At 47.1% G+C, this 16,862-nt stretch carries 14 protein-coding genes; 11 read left to right on the top strand and 3 right to left on the bottom strand.

All coding sequences use genetic code 11. The features are described 5' to 3' along the window. Positions 1–384: 384 nt before the first annotated feature. Positions 385–1,383, top strand: a complete 999-nt coding sequence (locus tag FHS16_RS06995; RefSeq protein WP_183560296.1) for a type I glyceraldehyde-3-phosphate dehydrogenase — start codon at positions 385–387, stop codon at positions 1,381–1,383. A 292-nt stretch (positions 1,384–1,675) separates the two neighbouring features. Here FHS16_RS06995 and FHS16_RS06990 read toward each other — a convergent pair whose 3' ends face one another. Beyond that, on the bottom strand, positions 1,676–3,811 hold the full coding sequence (locus tag FHS16_RS06990) for a fibronectin type III domain-containing protein (RefSeq protein ID WP_183560294.1): 2,136 nt from the start codon (positions 3,809–3,811) through the stop codon (positions 1,676–1,678). Between the two features lie 449 nt (positions 3,812–4,260). Between FHS16_RS06990 and FHS16_RS06985 the strand changes: the two genes are divergently transcribed. From FHS16_RS06985 to FHS16_RS06965, 5 genes are all read left to right on the top strand, one after another. After that, on the top strand, positions 4,261–5,040 hold the full coding sequence (locus FHS16_RS06985) for a squalene/phytoene synthase family protein (protein ID WP_183560532.1): 780 nt from the start codon (positions 4,261–4,263) through the stop codon (positions 5,038–5,040). A 524-nt stretch (positions 5,041–5,564) separates the two neighbouring features. Next, the gene (locus tag FHS16_RS06980; RefSeq protein ID WP_183560292.1) at positions 5,565–6,020 is read left to right on the top strand and encodes a MarR family winged helix-turn-helix transcriptional regulator; all 456 of its coding nucleotides are present in this window, start codon (positions 5,565–5,567) and stop codon (positions 6,018–6,020) included. Positions 6,021–6,142: 122 nt separating this feature from the next. Then, positions 6,143–7,516, top strand: coding sequence for an MFS transporter (locus tag FHS16_RS06975; RefSeq protein ID WP_183560530.1), 1,374 nt, complete (start codon positions 6,143–6,145; stop codon positions 7,514–7,516). A 255-nt stretch (positions 7,517–7,771) separates the two neighbouring features. Then, positions 7,772–8,896, top strand: a complete 1,125-nt coding sequence (locus FHS16_RS06970; RefSeq protein WP_183560289.1) for an NADH-dependent flavin oxidoreductase — start codon at positions 7,772–7,774, stop codon at positions 8,894–8,896. Between the two features lie 407 nt (positions 8,897–9,303). Then, entirely contained in the window at positions 9,304–10,926 is a 1,623-nt protein-coding gene (locus FHS16_RS06965; protein ID WP_183560287.1) for an MDR family MFS transporter, read from the top strand. Positions 10,927–10,998: 72 nt separating this feature from the next. On the opposite strand, the gene FHS16_RS06960 is transcribed toward FHS16_RS06965, so the two are convergent. Then, positions 10,999–11,463 carry a MarR family winged helix-turn-helix transcriptional regulator gene (locus tag FHS16_RS06960; protein WP_183560285.1) on the bottom strand — a complete coding sequence of 155 codons (465 nt, stop codon included), beginning with the start codon at positions 11,461–11,463 and terminating at the stop codon, positions 10,999–11,001. A gap of 112 nt (positions 11,464–11,575) precedes the next feature. Between FHS16_RS06960 and FHS16_RS06955 the strand changes: the two genes are divergently transcribed. From FHS16_RS06955 to FHS16_RS06940, 4 genes are all read left to right on the top strand, one after another. Continuing rightward, on the top strand, positions 11,576–11,986 hold the full coding sequence (locus FHS16_RS06955) for a MarR family winged helix-turn-helix transcriptional regulator (RefSeq protein WP_183560283.1): 411 nt from the start codon (positions 11,576–11,578) through the stop codon (positions 11,984–11,986). A gap of 54 nt (positions 11,987–12,040) precedes the next feature. After that, on the top strand, positions 12,041–12,787 hold the full coding sequence (locus FHS16_RS06950; protein ID WP_183560280.1) for a GTP pyrophosphokinase: 747 nt from the start codon (positions 12,041–12,043) through the stop codon (positions 12,785–12,787). A gap of 30 nt (positions 12,788–12,817) precedes the next feature. Beyond that, positions 12,818–13,360: a hypothetical protein gene (locus FHS16_RS06945; protein WP_183560278.1), complete on the top strand. Its 543-nt coding sequence runs from the start codon at positions 12,818–12,820 to the stop codon at positions 13,358–13,360. Between the two features lie 103 nt (positions 13,361–13,463). Next, a complete protein-coding gene (locus tag FHS16_RS06940) occupies positions 13,464–13,640 on the top strand; it encodes a hypothetical protein (RefSeq protein WP_183560276.1) in 177 nt (58 codons plus the stop codon). A 166-nt stretch (positions 13,641–13,806) separates the two neighbouring features. Here FHS16_RS06940 and FHS16_RS06935 read toward each other — a convergent pair whose 3' ends face one another. Further along, positions 13,807–14,889: a Gfo/Idh/MocA family protein gene (locus FHS16_RS06935; protein ID WP_183560274.1), complete on the bottom strand. Its 1,083-nt coding sequence runs from the start codon at positions 14,887–14,889 to the stop codon at positions 13,807–13,809. Positions 14,890–15,139: 250 nt separating this feature from the next. Here FHS16_RS06935 and FHS16_RS06930 point away from each other — a divergent pair, with 250 nt between their 5' ends. Further along, entirely contained in the window at positions 15,140–16,855 is a 1,716-nt protein-coding gene (locus FHS16_RS06930) for an ABC transporter ATP-binding protein (protein ID WP_183560272.1), read from the top strand. The last annotated feature ends 7 nt before the right edge of the window (positions 16,856–16,862 follow it).

The raw sequence follows: 16,862 nt of genomic DNA, 5'->3' as shown, positions 1-16,862 counted from the left end.
GTAATGGCTGTTCGACTCGATGCACGGTTTTTACCATTACGTTTTGTGTCTGAGCTGCTGGAATCGGCTGTAATATATATGACGAATCGCAAAACCGCAATCATATTCGAGAAAAAATAGCTGTACATATCCCAGCTGTTTGGTCCAATGATAAGTGATCCGAAATTTGTTCAATCAATAGAAAAAAATATTAATAAATAGAGCATGCTGTGCTAATCATTATATAGAAAGCTTAAGCTATCGGATATCAAGAGCTCAATAAAGACACGCTGTAATATCTTCGCATACCGGAGCGGCAGGAAAGGGGCCATCATTGGACTTTTTGCAGCCAAATAGCGTACACTATTCCCGTCGATAACATCATGCAAATGGAGGCTGAGAAATATGGGTAAAATTGCGATTTTCGGATTTGGCCGCATAGGCAGAATACTGCTGCGCGTAGCGCTTCAAGACAAGCTTTTCGTTCCGGTTTCGGTATCGGATATCAAGGACGTTGGTACACTTGCCGCGCTGTTCGAAGTGGATTCCAACTACAAGCGTTGGCACGAGGACGTATCCGCCGCAGAAGGCGCAATGGTCATTGGTGGGCGAGAGATTCTATATATTAATTCCTCGCAGGAAGTACCGGACTGGAAGGCGCTTGGCGTGGATCTCGTCGTCGATTGTACGGGCCGTGCCGTCGTTCGTTCCGTCGCGCAGGTGCATCTGGACCGCGGCGCGAAGCGCGTCCTGATCAGCGGGCCTAGCAAATCCCTCGATGATTGCGACGCAGTGCTGCTAAAAGGCATCAACCTCGACAGCTTCGATCCAGACAAGCACCGAATCATCAGCATGGCTAGCTGCACGACTAACGCCTTGGCTGCCGTCGTCAAGCTGGTCAAAGAAAACTACGGAATTAAATTTGGGCTGTTCTCCACGGTCCATTCCTATACCAATACACAATCGTTGACGGATCAGCCGATGCGCGACCGCCGGGACTCTTGGGCAGCGGCCGAAAACATCATTCCATCTTCGTCTGGCGCCGCCAAGGCGCTCAAGTTTATCTGGCCGGACCTCCAGATCACGGGCAAAGCGTACCGTATACCGACCCGCACAGGCAGCATTGCCGAGCTGAACCTGATCACGGAGAAGCCGTGCTCGGTGCAGGAAGTGAATGATATGTTCCGCCGCGCCTCGCGGGAAGGCGATCTGAAAGGCGTCATGGACGTGCTCGAAGGCGAATGGGCGTCGTCGCGCATCGTCGGTGACCCGCATACGTCGATCATCGATCTACCGCTCACGCATGTGGAAGGAGAACTCCTATCCGTCGCAACATGGTACGACAATGAATGGGGCTTCGCTACGCGTCTGGCGGAGGTTGCCGCGTTCTTGGCTAGTAAATAACAGATACTGCCCAGGCTTCCCGGTGACGGGGGAATTTTCTCCCCATGATAGAACAGAGAGAGCCGCTCATGTGAGCGGCTCTTCTTTTTATGAAACATGAGGAAAAGAAATTCCGGACCTATCAATCGTTCAGCTTCATTATCCGCTTAAGATTACGACAAATGGTCCATGCATGGCGATATGACCAGCCGGGCATACATTCTGTACCTTTTCTGAGAGTTAAACTTTTAAGTGGTCTCAAGCTAATCAAGGGTCTTCTGCTTTCTCATTTTAGAAAGAGGAGGGCAGTAGCTTAGAGAGTCGGTAAAGTGCTGGCTGCTTGTACAAGACTATTTATGATCCTCTCAGTGGCATCTGTTATGGCTGCTTTGGATATCTTTAACGATTGGATCTGCTTGATTGCCTCTTTCCCCGTATTCATCATTTCCATGATCAACTGTGTCTGCTCTACGTGCGTAGTTGCGTCATTTAGCTTGCTTTGCACCTTGTATAGCTCGCTTTCAAATGCACTCATAATGCTCTGAAGGATGACAGCCGTGTCTTTGTCAGGCATTAGGATTACTTCTTTCTCAAAGATGACTTTATTGCTGCCATAAGGATTAACGAGCGCTGCTTGAATGATTGCGGTTGCATTATACGTCCCTTCAGGAATGGAGACGGTCCCGTCTGGCGTTACACGGATATCAGGGCTTCCGGATACCTTCTTCCATAGCAGCGCTTGAGGAGGAATGTCTAAAGAATCTACCTGCAAGCTGTAATTATGCTGATAGCCGCCATTGCTTACCTTCACTGATTCCTGCGCCTTTAAGCGGATAAAAGCAATATTCATCGCCTGAATGGCCGGCACGTCATGTTCCAGCCTGCGTTGGAAATTTTGCAAAGTCAGCTGTATATCATAGGTATTGACGTTTAAATTCCTCAGCATCTTGCTGATTTTATAATAGGTTGTTTGCAACAGCTGATTATTGATTGCATCCATGAGGACGTCCAACATTTTTTGTTTATCTCTTATTAGTCCTAACTGTTCCATCGGAGACAATCTTGATACAAAATAAAGGATTTGACCTTCGATCCCTCTATAATCGTTGCCATCCCCAAATAAGAACGTTAGAACATCCTCGGTTGTCAGGTTCGTTACGCCGCCTGCCGCCGCTATCGTATTCAGCGCCTCCAGCGATTCAGAATCCGACAAGATTTCTACAAGCCCAGTTTCTTGCTCATTTACAGGGAGTGAACCAATCGCCAGGATGATATCAAACAGCTTTTTTTTCAACCAGGCCTGATCAACAGATGCAGGCAGCTTGGTCTTGATTTTGTTCCAAATCGGATCAATCAAGGATAAGTCTTCTATTTGGTCCAGCTCTGCAATCTCGGCGCTCAGCCTTCGTACATCCTCACGATCAGCAGGATCGCCTGCTTCAAGTGCGGCACGAAGTTTGCCGTTCCATTCCAAAAAAGGTGCTTCCGCCTCATAATTCACGGTAAAACGGCTGGTATGCCGAACAACATTCCCGTCCATATCCCTGGCATAGACCAGGAGTGTATGAGTGCCGCTTGGCAATCTGGGGGCAACCGCGGTCAGCGTCCCGGTTGACTCGTCATAGCTGGACGCTACAAGCCTGTCGTTTATTCCGATTCCAGTCATGATTGGATTAATGCCGGAATCTTTATCATACATATGAGCCGTGATTTTCGGCCAAGCCGTCGTTAATAAGTCTCCATCAATAGGAGTCACAGAATCGATAATCGGGCTAACCCGATCCTGAGGCAATGTTGTTGCCGAAGCTGCAGGTCCGTCCGTCGTCCAGCTGCCGTCGGAACGCTGCGCCTCCACTTTGAAGTTGTAAGTCGTTTTTGGCATTAGATCCGTTGCATCCAAAGAGGTGGTGTTGCCATCAACAGACCCAATGAGCAGGCTATTGCCATAAATGCGATAACCCAAGCTCTGAGCGGCGGGCGTCCAGGTTAAACGAAGTGACGCCACATCGACATTCTCCGCTTTCATGCTGCTTTCTTTCCAAATCGAAAGCTGGACGTTGAAGCTTCCATTGTACTCCTGCAATAGATTCATATCACGATCCAACACACCAATATACAAGGAATGAGCGCCATCTTTCAAATCCGAGGCATACGTAATCACCATGCCATGAATGTAATTGATTTGAATCGGATCAATGGGCTGACCGTCAACGATAATGATGATGTCGCCCATATCTGCCAGCGGAATACCTAAAACAAATTGGATGAGTGTAAAGCCCTCGGTAAGCAATGTACCGTCAGGCGGGCTAACATTTCCGATAATGGATGTTGATGCAGTTGGTTCTGTTGTTCTCCCAGTCTCCTCAGCATGGGCAAACGGGGAAATGCAAAGCAGGATGAATAAGGTAACAACGAGTATATAAGATAGCTTCTTAGATAAAGTGTTCATAATTCCCTCCTCAATCCAATTTATTAGATCTTGTAATAACATACCATTAAAGTTCTCGTTTTGAATAACTTTTTGTTTCTGTGGTCGCTGTACGGAAATATTTTTGGCTGGATGCGTATGACTGGCTGTAACAAGTGGAAGGGAGTTAATGGAGAGTGGGGAAATAAAAAAAAGGATGACTCCCGTTCTGCACCGGGAATCATCTTGGTGATAACGGATTGGCAATGCGATTTATGAATTTTTGAATGGTGTTAGGAATATTGATAAAGATATAATAGGATTGATTTTTTTAGTTTGAGGCGTATTTATGATACAAATCTATGTGAAATGGGTAGTATATTGTTGTAACGTGCACATCCAAATACATGTATGGTATGATAGAAGTAACGATTAAAACAGGCCAAAAGCAAAGCTGCCATAATGAAGGAGTTTTTATCTTGAATGATGCGATGATCATGTTGAAGAAAACGAGCCGTACTTTTTATATTCCCATCAGCCGATTGAAAGCAAGTTTGAAAGAAGCCGTCGCATCCGCCTATCTGTGCATGAGGGCAATTGATGAAATTGAAGATCACGAGACGATATCCGACGATTTGAAAGTGGATCTGCTGCAGGGGATTCATGAAGCGTTTCAGTCTTCGGATGTTATAAACGAATCTCAGAAGGTGCTAGCTCCGTACGGTGATGTGCTTGCGGACGTGACCATGCGGATTCATGAATGGGCTCAGCTTTGCCCCCCAACAGTCAATGAAGTCGTCTATCGTCATATTGCCAAGATGTCAAAGCAAATGTCTGAATGGGTCCATGTCAGCTGGATCATTAAAACAGAAGAGGACTTGGACAATTATACCTATAGCGTAGCAGGCATGGTCGGCGAGATGCTGTCGGAGATTTGGCTGTGGTTCGACGGCACGAAAACCGATCAGCACAAAGCAGTCGCCTTCGGCAGAGGACTGCAGGCCGTTAATATTCTACGCAATCGCACGGAGGATTTGGAGCGGGGAGTAGACTTTTTTCCAGATGGCTGGGGATCGAAGGAAATGATCAAATACACGCGTCGCAATTTAAAAATCGCTGATTCCTATATTGCGGACTTAAAGGGCGGTCCTGCTCTTGAATTTTGCAAAATCCCCTTAACGCTTGCTCATGCAACGGTTAATCTAATTGCCGCTGGCGGGAACAAGCTTACAAGGGATGCTGTTATGAAGCTAGTCGGCAGCATCAATTAAGAACGGAATAGAACCCGCACGGCTTAGAGCCTTGCGGGTTCTTATTTTGGCAGGGGGAGAACGAATTGAAGCGGATTTGCCGTATCGTTCTCGCAGGTGCTTATATGCATATTCAAGCGGTTTGGCTAGTTAATGCAGAGGGTAGAAGCGAATATACATTTTGAAGCATGGATAGATTGGGACTAAGCTTGAATGAAGAGCCGGGAAAAGTGCAGCGGTCATAATTGAACCGCAGAGACTGTATATGGATGGTGCAGTTCGTAAATGAACAGCCGATATAATGCGAACCATCAAAGTAAACATCCTCGTTGCGATATGCTTTGTTTGTTATATATTCCATTTGATATATCCTCCTTGGTTAAAGACCCTTTTATATGAGTATATGTATCTATTTCTATTGTTTATAACCTATTCATATTATTTTGAAACAATAGATTTGCGCATCCGTGAGAATCGTTCTTGACAAAACGACAGCTGGCTTTTACTATTAGTTTGAATTCAAACTAATTAGGAGTGGGCCCCGAATGGGAAAAGAAACCTTTATCGCTCGTTTTCCTTGGGAGCATGAGGATAGCAATACGTTATTGATTAAGCTTGCATTTACCAATATTAGGCGTGAGATTGAATCTGCCCTTCGACCGCTTGGATTGACCCCGCAGCAATCGCAGTCGCTTCATTTGCTGGCGATCAAGCCTGGGGCCATGAATGCGGATTTCGAGCAGCTGCTTTTTATCGACAAGTCGAGCGTAACGAGTCTCATCAACGGCATGGTGAAGCGTGGCTGGGTCATTCGCCGCGAGCATGACCAGGATGCCAGAATGAAGCGCATATATTTGACCGATGAAGGGCTTGCGAAATATAAGCAATCGGAAGAGGCGGTCCAGCAAGCAAAAAATAAATCAAGCAATCTGCTCACGAAAGAAGAAACGGTTGTTTTACAGGGTTTATTGAAAAAAATCATAAAAGCGTACGAGCAATAAAGTGTAGCTAGCTCTATTTTTTAAACATTTCGTTTGAATTCAAACGAAGAAGGACAACAGATTAAGGAAGGGTGTATCCAACTTTGGAAGCTGCAAGCACGACTAACAATGGCGAAAAGCTGATGCCTATTTTAGCTTTTACATTAGTATTTTCAATTATGAATGCATCGATGTTCAACGTGGTCATGCCCGTAATCAGCAAGGAGTTCGGCATAACGCCATCGCAGGTAAGCTGGCTGCTCACCGGTTATATGATCGTATACGCCGTAGGCTCCGTTACATACGGAAAGCTTGCCGATAAATACCGCTTGAAAGATTTATTAACGTTCGGGCTTATTTTCTTTGCACTCGGTTCAATTGTAGGTCTTTTGGCGTCTGAATATTGGATGATTGTATTGGGTCGTATTCTGCAAGCTAGCGGAGCCGCTGTCATTCCGGCTACTGCTATGATTGTGCCTGTTCGCTATTTCTCGCCTGAGAAGCGGGGAAGAGCACTTGGTACGGTAGCGGCCGGACTTGCGCTAGGAACTGCTCTCGCTCCGATTGTGGCAGGCCTCGTGACAAGCTTTGCCAGCTGGAGATTTCTGTTCCTGCTATCGATTATCCCGTTGCTGGCATTGCCTTTCTTCCGCAAGTACTTAGACAATCAAAGAGGCAAGGCTCAGAAAATCGACTTTCTAGGGGGAATCCTGCTCGGCGGTGCAGTCGCGCTGCTGCTGCTCGGAATATCTCAAGCCAATCTCTGGTTTGCTATAGGGGGAATCGTTCTGCTTATCCTGTTCATCATCCGCATACGAACAGCAGCAGAACCATTTATCCAGCCGAAGCTATTTCAGAATAAAAAATACTCCTTCGGATTGTTTATTACTTTTCTTGCGACAATGCTGAGCTTCGGTATGCCGTTTGTCACACCGCAGTTTCTTTCAAATCTAAATCAATTGTCCCCTGCCGTAATAGGCCTTGTCATGTTCCCGGCTGCGATTATCTCTGCACTCATGGGCCGCCGAGGTGGAAGGCTTGCCGATGAAAAAGGAAATTCCTTTCTCGTATATACAGCGATTTCGCTAAGCTTTACTTGCTTTGTGTTGTTATCCATCTTTGTTGGTGCTTCGCCATATTTGATCCTGTTTCTGCTGATGTTCGGCAATATGGGTCAAACCTTTATGCAAATCGCAATGTCGAACACGATCTCGCGGACGCTTACGAAAGAGCAAATCGGGGTTGGCATGGGGCTGATGTCACTGCTGAATTTCATTTCCGGCGCCATGACCACCAGCGTTATGGGCAGGCTGCTGGACGCGAAGGAAACTAGCTTTCATTTAAACCCGTTTGCCATTCATAAAGGGGCATTTCTATATAGCAATATTTTCTTTGCGCTTGCTATTCTGGCTGCAGTAATTGTGGGTATTTACTATTTCTCATTCAGTACTACAGGCGGTAAAACAGAGCTAAAGACGAAGCTGAAAGAGCGTGAATCGACTTCTACCACTGCTTAAACGTCTCTAAGCTATAATGTATTGCAGCTTTGGGCAAATTACATGAGTCACCTTCTTTCTTGCGATACGGAGCTTGAAGCATTCGGCATAAGCTCATGCATATAGTCGAAGGACAGCTATACCAAATGGTGTAGCTGTTTTTGTCGCTTGACAATCGCAACTGTATAAACTAATATTACAGTATTATAAAAAGTTACAGTTAAAAAGTGGTCATTGAATGAATTCCGCAAATAGATAACGGGAGTGTTGAACATAATGAAACAGAGCTATATGCCTTTATTTGAAAAAGTGTCTTTGAAAAGCGGAGTGCAATTAAAGAACCGCATTATTATGGCGCCGATGACGAATTTCTCATCGAATGAAGACGGAACCGTGTCGGAAGCCGAGCTAGCGTACTACGGACGCCGATCAGGCGGAGTCAGCTTGGTTGTGACAGCTTGCGTGTATGTATCACCGAATGGGAAAGGGTTCCAAGGCGAATTTGCCAGCGATCATGATGGCATGGTACCGAGCTTGAGCAAGCTGGCTGCGACCATCAAAGAAAAAGGGTCAAAGGCGGTCCTGCAGATTTTCCACGGAGGAAGAGAATGCCCGCCAGGCTTGGTTCCTAATGGAGACGTCGTGAGTGCTAGCGCGGTTGCATCGGAGCAGAGCGCAGGCGTAGTGCCGCGGGCACTATCGGAATCTGAGATTGAACGGATCATCGCTGATTTCGGAGAAGCGACGCGAAGAGCGATTGAAGCAGGGTTTGATGGCGTAGAAATTCACGGTGCCAACGGTTATCTTATTCAGCAATTCTTCTCCGCGCATTCGAATACGCGCAGTGACCGTTGGGGCGGAAGCATGGAGAACCGGTTACGTTTTCCGCTGGCAGTAGTGGATGAAGTAAAGCGGGTCATTCGCACCCATGCGAAGCAGCCGTTTTTGGTCGGCTATCGATTTTCCCCGGAGGAGGCTACTACTCCCGGCATAACGATGGAGGATACCTTTGCGCTTCTTGATGAATTGGCAAGGAAGGAGCTTGATTACCTTCATGTTTCCTTAATGGATTTCTGGTCTCTTCCGAAGCGAGGGGCTGAAGAAACAAAAACCCGCATGGAATGGATTCAAGAGCGGGTGGGACATCTTGTACCGGTTATCGGTGTAGGATCCATCCACACGCCTGATGAAGCTGTGAAGGCATTGGAGACCGGAATACCGTTAGTTGCAATCGGTCGTGAGCTAATCATTGAGCCTGACTGGGTAGAGAAGGTTGCACAAGGACGCGAGAATGATATTAAAACAACGCTCAACAAAGACGACCAAGAACGTTTGGTCGTGCCGGATCCGCTGTGGCAAGCCATTGTTCACACGCCGGGCTGGTTTCCTTTGGGCGATTAATATAGATGAGTGGAGACAGGCCGGAGCTAGCACCGGCCTGTTTTTTTTGACGTTTAGGAAAGCATTTGAGGTTGCTCATGCTTTCTTTATACGTTTCGACGAAACGATGGCGTCTATTGAAAGGATGCCGTCAGGCGTCTCTTCTTAAAATATAGGAAAGTATATCCTTAGGTGATACATTCTCCATGTTTCTCGGAATGAAACGCGCTGCGCCGCCATAGGACGGCGAAGCCGTTTCACCTTGCATGCAAACATTGCTTTTTGATGGCAGCGTATACAAGAAATTCGCAGTTGTTTTAGTACTAAAGTTATTGTATCATTATCAAATAGGTAGGCAACCTACCTAAAGGATTTAAGTAGCAGCCAACAGGCCATACTAAATAAAAAGGTTTAGGAGTGCAGCGCGTATGGAGCATTTGACACAAAAGAAGAAGTTAACCATTATGATTGCGCTGATGGCAGCGATGTTTTTCGCGGCAATTAATCAGACAATCGTAAGTACAGCCATGCCGAGAATCATTGCGATTCTGGGAGGCATTGAGTATTACACGTGGGTAATCACAATCTATATGCTTACCTCGACAATTGCCACCGTGCTTGTCGGCAAGCTGTCCGATATCTACGGGCGCAAGCCATTTCTCTTAGTAGGTATCGTGTTTTTTATCATAGGTGCCTTTTTATGCGGAACTTCTACAACCGTCTTTCAACTCATCACGTATCGAGGTATTCAAGGCTTAGGCGGCGGTATTCTGATGTCAGCTACGGTTACGGCAGTCGGTGATTTATTCGCTCCGCGGGAGAGAGCGAAATGGACGGGTATCATGATGGCCGTGTTTGGTTTCTCCAGCGTAATTGGACCGACACTTGGCGGTTTTCTGGTCGATCATATCGCGTGGAAATGGATTTTCTGGATTTTCCTTCCGCTTGGCGTTGTAGCATTCGGAATGATCTGGTCCATGTTTCCCAAAACAGCAAGGAAAACGACGGAATCGATTGATTACCTGGGTTCATTATTATTGTCATTGATGTTGATTGCCCTGCTGCTTGGCTTCTCATGGGCGGGAACGAAATATGATTGGGGATCAACGCAAATTATTGGATTGTTCGGGGCATCCGTCGTATTTCTAATCATTCTGCTGCTTGTAGAACGCAAGGCTAAAAGTCCGGTATTGCCATTATCCATGTTCAAGAACAGCATCGTGACGATTTCGAATTCGATTGGGTTCTTGATGAATGCCGGCATGATGGGCGCGATGATGTATCTTCCCTTTTTCGTTCAAGGCGTGCTTGGCATTTCTCCGACCTATTCGGGTTTCGTCAATATGCCGATGTCGATTGCAATGATTTTTCTTAGCACATTATCCGGACGCTGGATTTCCAAATCGGGCAAATACAAACGTTTCGCATTGGCAGGCATGCCGTTCATGGTTGTCGGTATGCTTATGATGGCCTTTATGAGCAATGTCGCTGTTGCGGTTGCCGCCATGATCGTTTTCGGAATTGGACTCGGTATTTCAATGCCGGTATTCACATTGACGGTTCAGAACGCTGTAGCGCCAACCCAGCTAGGCGTAGCGACTGCTACGGCAACCTTGTTCCGCAACTTAGGCGGCACGATCGGCATTGCGGTAATGGGTACGGTTATGAATTCCACAATGTCGAGCAAGCTTGAGGCTGCTGTGAAGGCAGGCGAGGGTCCGGATTTGACGCAGGTCGATGCTGATACGGCAAATCAGCTGTCCAGCTTCCTTAATCCGCAAATGCTGCTTGATCAGCCTAAGCTCAAAGAATTGCATGCAACGCTTCCCGAACAGGTACAGCCGTTATTTACTCACATTATCGAGATGGTGCGATCCGTGCTTAGCGACTCGCTCACTGTCGTATTTCTATTCGGTATGTCTTTGTTAATCGTCGCGTTTATACTTGTTTTATTCCTGAAGGAAATTCCGCTTCGCTCCTCGAATGATTCGAAAGCTAAGGCGGATCCGGAAACAACCGATCTAATCAAAAAAGAGCCTTCTCTGCAATAAATGCAAGAGCGGCTCTAATCAATTGGGATTTCGCCAGCGGCAGCTGCAGCTGGCGAAATCCTCTTTCTATATCTATAGGTCATCCGTTTTGTTCGCGTATTCCAAAAACTGAAATACTTGATTCAGCATCAGGATAAGCTGATCGGACTGCTCTTTGCCAAGATCGTCGATGATGCCCTTGAAAATCGAATGGAATCTGTCGATGGCTTTGGCTGCCAGTCTGTTTCCTTTTTCCGTTAATGTAATTTCCGTAATTCTGCGATCTGTTTGATCGGCCGTTCGAATTGCGCAGCCCTCAGCAATCAAGCGGTTGAGCATTTGTGTAACCGTAGGCGAGGTTACCTCTAATATTTTGCTGATTTCGGTGACCGTCGTAGCCGTTGTGCCATTGTCATTGTTTTGCTTTATGCTGACAAGCATTCGAATCTCACTCGCTTTTAGCCCGTCCCACATCGTTTTTTTACGCCAGTCAGCTCGCGCGAAGCGTTGGAAAACCGCGATAAGCTCGGATACGTTCTCGTATTTATTTTCGCCCATTCGATTCACCTCGGTGAACATAATTAATAGATTGATTAGGTAGCCTATGCAATTATAGTAACGTTTGACGGCAGAAGTCAATGCCCTACAAGAAATGAGGATGGACATGCATATGGATGAGGAATGGAAGGAGCTGTACCCGCTATTAAAGAGTGTTTACAAAAAAATGAAAACAGAATGGCACAAAGGACTCGATTGCAGTTTTTCTGTCAATCAAACCAGAATGCTTCAGTATCTGAATCGAAAAAGTCCGATGAAATCAACGGAATTAGCAGAAATGCTGCTGATCACAGCTGGCGGAGTCACGCTGATGGGGGACAAGCTGCTTGAGAGAGGATTAATCGAGCGAGTGCGCTGCGATTTGGATCGACGCGTTGTGCAAATCGCGATTACGGATGAAGGCAAGAACTACATCGAGTCCTTTGATGAACGGGATTCTGCTATAATTGCTTATATAAGTGAACGAATCTCAACTGAGGATTTGCATCATTTAAGTCGTATTTTCAAGCTTCTTGATCAATAGTAGAACGATCCAGCAATGAATAACCCGCTCGGAGCGGAAGGGGAACTAAGCAGCATGTCGATGGAACAGATGCATATGGTCAAAGATTTCAAGCAGCAAATTACGCGGTTCATGATGATGTACAAATTTGCTCTGCAGGAGCTTGAAACGAAGATAGAAATTCTAAAGGAAGAATTTCAATTGCTGCATGAGTATAACCCGATTGAGCATACGAGCTCGCGATTAAAGTCACCGAAGAGCATCATCGAGAAGCTGGTTCGCAAGCAATGCGAGTTTAATTTCACAAGCATTCGCAATGAAATTAAAGATATTGCAGGTTTGCGAATCAACTGCTCCTTTATTTCGGATATTTACAGGATTAGCGATATGCTGCAAAATCAGAGCGATTTGAAATTGCTGTCCGTCAAGGACTATATTAAAAATCCTAAGCCGAATGGCTATCAAAGCCTTCATCTCCTGATTGAGGTTCCGGTGTTTATATCCGACCGCCGCGAGAATGTATGTGTGGAAGTACAGATTCGCACCATTGCGATGGATTTCTGGGCGAGTCTGGAGCACAAAATCTATTACAAATATAAGCATGCGATACCGCCTCATTTACTGAACGAGCTGAAGGAAGCCGCTGATTCCGCCGCAGCGCTAGATAAGAAGATGGAGAGGCTGCATAACGAAATTGCAGAAATCAAGGATGAGCATGAAAATGATCTAGGCGAGGAGATGATTCGTCTGCTAATGGGCAATCAGAATGGGTCAATTCCGCAATTGCTGCAGGAACTCACAAAAGACGTTATGCGAAAATAATAGTCGTGAACCCATAAACAGCGTCATAAAGTGAAAGTAGTGCGTTATCGTGCTGCCAAGCGTAATGCGTTGTTGAAGGGTGGTCATGCGGAGATGGTCATAGCAAGCTTTCAAGCCTTCATTCAGGTGTTTGGTTTATCGATTTCCATGAGCTTAGTGGGCGGACTAATTGGACATTTTGTGAAAAATGGCATTATCGAAATGCCCAAGCTCGTCATTGAATATGACGAGATCGGACTTTCGCTTTCAACGAATTGGTTGATCAGATGGATCCAGCGTCTTTATTATTTTGTCATTTTCGTCATCGGCTTTCGGGATCACAGCAATGCGAAAAAAAAGATTTTTTTCGATCTTGGGTTTTTAGGTGATCTTCTAATTGCCATTGGAACAGGGATTCTGGCGAAAACAGCATTGTCGATGGCGGACACGTCCGATAACTTTGCGGTTGTCAGCAGCTCCCTGCTTGCAGGTTATGCAGGGTTAGCCTATTTGAAGGGCAAACAGAACAAAGAGTTTGCGGATTTGTTCCCGGAGGAAATGGATGATCCAAATCCGCGAACGCCTCCAAAATAACATGCAAGTTTATCAATGTTTTGCGTATAATGACCATAGCTGGTAACCCTGAAGCGATTATGAATCGTTTTCTGATCAAACCATGGTAAGGAGGGTGGAGCACGTGGGGAAAATAACGGTCAAAGTGACCCCTGATGAAATGCAGGAGCTCAAGAAGTTAGCCGAGATTGTCAAAAACCCTCACCTTCCGATGTCTGACCGCCGGATCGCTAAGACTCAGTATGAGTCGATCATCAACTTTGCGAAGAACAGCAACCGCGGCATTATATCTTCTGTCTAAAGAAAATGGCATGGCTTGAAGCTGCTCCTGCGGGGCAGCTTCTTTTATTTGGGGACGTTATGCCTGCAGCGGATGGCGTGGTTATAGCTTGGAACAAACGAAAAAGCAGCTCAGACGGACATGGTCCGTGCGGAGCTGCTTCTTATGGTTGTAGTCCTCATGTCACCTAAGGCAGTTCTATCGTTACTTCACGCTTGCTTGCTGCGGACCGGAGCACACCGTCAATGATCGCTTGGTTATATAGGATCTCCGCGCCAGGAATCGGTGCAGGGCGATTCTCTCTGATGGCGGCGACAAAGTCCCGCACCTTCTCGTCAAACAAATTCAGGCCATGGTCGATGACCGGAATGGAGGATTGAATGTGCTGGTTAACCACATCGTGATAGAGAGTCATGCTGCCAACGCTTCCGTCCCACACGCCGCTCCATGGACCTGAGCCGGCAGGCGTAACCTTTAGGCCTGCATCCGTACCGAGAAACATCGTTGCGCCAAGCGAATCCATGTGCATCGCCCAGCTGGTTTTGTAATTTAATATAATGTCTCCCTCAAGCCTGATCATGGCAACTCCAAAGTCCTCCACGTCGAAATTAGCGGCTTCGCGGTGGTAGAGTGGATTCGTGCCAAAGTGGTTCGAGGTATAAGCCGATACCGTTAGCGGCTTCGGATAACCGAGCGCATTAAGCGCCATATCCAGCGAATAGCAGCCGATGTCAGCCATTGCGCCTGCTCCTGCAAGCTCCTGGCGGATAAAGGTGCCGCCAGGCATGCCGCGCCGTCTGCCGCCGCCGGTTTCTACGAAATAAACCTTTCCTAGCTTTCCGGACTGCACGATTTCTTGGATTAAGGACATATTCGGGTCGTATCTTGGCTGGAAGCCTACGGTCAGCATCTTGCCGCTGCGTTCAGCGGCTTCAACCATTTCAATGGATTGCTGCAGCGTCACGGACATCGGCTTCTCGACCAATACGTGCTTGCCTGCGTTTAAAGCGTTTACAGACGTCTCGTGATGAGCAAAGTTCGGCGTACAAATGCTTACTCCGTCAAGCTCCAGCTCCAGAAGCTTTCTGTGATCCTCGAATGCAGCAGCGTGGACGAGCTCTTCCTGCTCGATAAAGGCCTGCGCTCTGCCGGGCAAGCTGTCAGCCACCGCGACAATCTCTACGTGCAAAGGCATTTTCTTATAAGCGGAAGCATGGGCTCTTGCGATTCCGCCGCTTCCTATAATTCCGATTCGGATAGGTGTGGTCATTGTATGTCCCTCATTTCATCAATATGCTCTTACTTTAGCACAGCTTATTCATGCATGAAATATGAGAAAAGGACATGGCTTCTCTAAAATTATGACATGTACCGGCTGCACCCGCGTTTCATTTTGTACAAAAAAATGCTCACGTTTGTCCATTGTGCGAGCGGCAGCTTTGTTTTACGATGAATGGGCTGCAATTGATAACGATTTTCATTTAAGTCGAACCAAGATTAGGTTAGAGAGGAAGTTGTGTATGCTTCGCCGTTTTTTCGCTTATTACAAGCCTTACAAGAAGCTGTTTATTTTGGATTTCAGCTGCGCCATATTGGCTGCGTTGCTTGAACTTGCTTTCCCGCTTGCTGTTAATCGGGTAGTCGATGATTTGCTGCCAAGCGGCAACTGGAAGTGGATATTATACTCTTGCGTCGGCTTGCTGGGTATTTATGTTTTCAGCGCCGCGCTGCACTATGTAGTCACTTATTGGGGACATAAGCTCGGTATCAATATTGAATCGGATATGCGCAAGCAGCTGTTCGACCGCGTGCAGAAGCTAAGCTTCCGTTTCTTCGACAATAACAAGACGGGGCATCTTGTTTCGCGGATGACCAATGACCTGATGGATATAGGCGAGATTGCGCATCATGGTCCCGAGGATTTGTTTATCGCCTTGATGACGCTGACCGGCGCATTCGCGATTATGCTGAGCATCAACTGGCAGCTTGCGCTTATGACCTTTGTCATCATTCCGCTCATGATTTATTTGTCGCTGTATTTCAGCCGCAAAATGTCGGCAGCCTTCAATCGGATGTTCTCCGATATCGCCGATTATAACGCACGCGTTGAGAACAACGTCAGCGGTATCCGCGTCGTTCAAGCGTTCGCGAACGAGAAGCATGAAATGGCTCGTTTTGCCGAAAATAATGGCCGCTTCCGCTTGACGAAGCTGATCGCTTACCGCGTTATGGCATGGAATTCCTCGATGAGCTTTATTCTAATGAGACTGATTTCATTGTTCGTGCTCGTATGCGGCACATGGTTCGTCATTCAAGGCGACATGAGCTATGGCGAATTTATTGCTTTCGTAATGCTGTCCAACGTATTTCTAAGCCCTATTCAGCAAATCAATTCCGTCATCGAAACGTATCCAAAAGGAATCGCAGGCTTCAAACGCTATTTGGAGCTGCTCGAAACGGCACCTGACATCGATGATGCACCGGATGCCGTTGCCGTTAACCATCTAAAGGGTGATATTCAGTTTAACAAAGTAACTTTCGGTTACGAGAACAAGGATAAAGTTCTAACTGGGCTAAACCTGTCCATTCGTGCAGGGGAGACGGTAGCGCTGGTCGGGCCATCCGGAGCAGGGAAAACGACGCTATGCAGCCTGCTGCCGCGATTCTATGACCTGGAGGAAGGCTCCATTCTAATCGATGACATGGATATTCGCCAGATGACGCTGGAGTCGCTGCGCTCTAACATCGGGATCGTTCAGCAGGACGTTTTCCTGTTTGACGGATCAATAAGGGAAAATATCGCTTATGGCAAGCTTGGGGCTTCTGAAGAGGAGGTTATGCAGGCAGCGCGCCAGGCCCAGTTGGAGGAGCTTGTCCTCTCGCAGCCTGAAGGTCTCGATACCCTTATCGGCGAGAGAGGCGTCAAGCTCTCTGGAGGCCAAAAGCAGCGGCTGTCCATTGCCCGCATGTTTTTGAAAAATCCGCCGATACTGATTCTGGATGAGGCGACCTCCGCGTTGGATACGGAGACGGAAGCTGCTATCCAGCTGGCGCTGGGGGAGCTCTCACGCGGGCGGACGACACTGGTGATCGCTCACAGGCTCGCGACTATTAAAAATGCGGACCGCATCGTCGTCGTCGCTGACCAAGGCATTGCCGAGCAGGGCAAGCATGAAGAGCTGCTTGCAGAGCGCGGCGCATACAGCCGATTGCATCAAGCGCAGTTCGGCACGTAGCAGGAAG

Origin of the sequence: Paenibacillus endophyticus, from assembly GCF_014192395.1 — a bacterium.
GTDB classification, from domain to species: Bacteria; Bacillota; Bacilli; order Paenibacillales; family Paenibacillaceae; genus Pristimantibacillus; species Pristimantibacillus endophyticus.
Note: the sequence above shows the minus strand (reverse complement) of the source record. Positions and strands in the feature narration are given on the sequence as shown.

Bases quoted from the DNA above. Each gene is read 5' to 3' on its own strand.
- FHS16_RS06955 (WP_183560283.1), top strand. From the start codon at position 11,576: ATGGATGAGGAATGGAAGGAGCTGTACCCGCTATTAAAGAGTGTTTAC.
- FHS16_RS06970 (WP_183560289.1), top strand. From the start codon at position 7,772: ATGAAACAGAGCTATATGCCTTTATTTGAAAAAGTGTCTTTGAAAAGC.
- FHS16_RS06950 (WP_183560280.1), top strand. From the start codon at position 12,041: ATGTCGATGGAACAGATGCATATGGTCAAAGATTTCAAGCAGCAAATT.
- FHS16_RS06975 (WP_183560530.1), top strand. From the start codon at position 6,143: ATGCCTATTTTAGCTTTTACATTAGTATTTTCAATTATGAATGCATCG.
- FHS16_RS06980 (WP_183560292.1), top strand. From the start codon at position 5,565: ATGGGAAAAGAAACCTTTATCGCTCGTTTTCCTTGGGAGCATGAGGAT.
- FHS16_RS06985 (WP_183560532.1), top strand. From the start codon at position 4,261: ATGATCATGTTGAAGAAAACGAGCCGTACTTTTTATATTCCCATCAGC.
- FHS16_RS06960 (WP_183560285.1), bottom strand. From the start codon at position 11,463: ATGGGCGAAAATAAATACGAGAACGTATCCGAGCTTATCGCGGTTTTC.
- FHS16_RS06965 (WP_183560287.1), top strand. From the start codon at position 9,304: ATGGAGCATTTGACACAAAAGAAGAAGTTAACCATTATGATTGCGCTG.
- FHS16_RS06935 (WP_183560274.1), bottom strand. From the start codon at position 14,889: ATGACCACACCTATCCGAATCGGAATTATAGGAAGCGGCGGAATCGCA.
- FHS16_RS06990 (WP_183560294.1), bottom strand. From the start codon at position 3,811: ATGAACACTTTATCTAAGAAGCTATCTTATATACTCGTTGTTACCTTA.
- FHS16_RS06930 (WP_183560272.1), top strand. From the start codon at position 15,140: ATGCTTCGCCGTTTTTTCGCTTATTACAAGCCTTACAAGAAGCTGTTT.
- FHS16_RS06995 (WP_183560296.1), top strand. From the start codon at position 385: ATGGGTAAAATTGCGATTTTCGGATTTGGCCGCATAGGCAGAATACTG.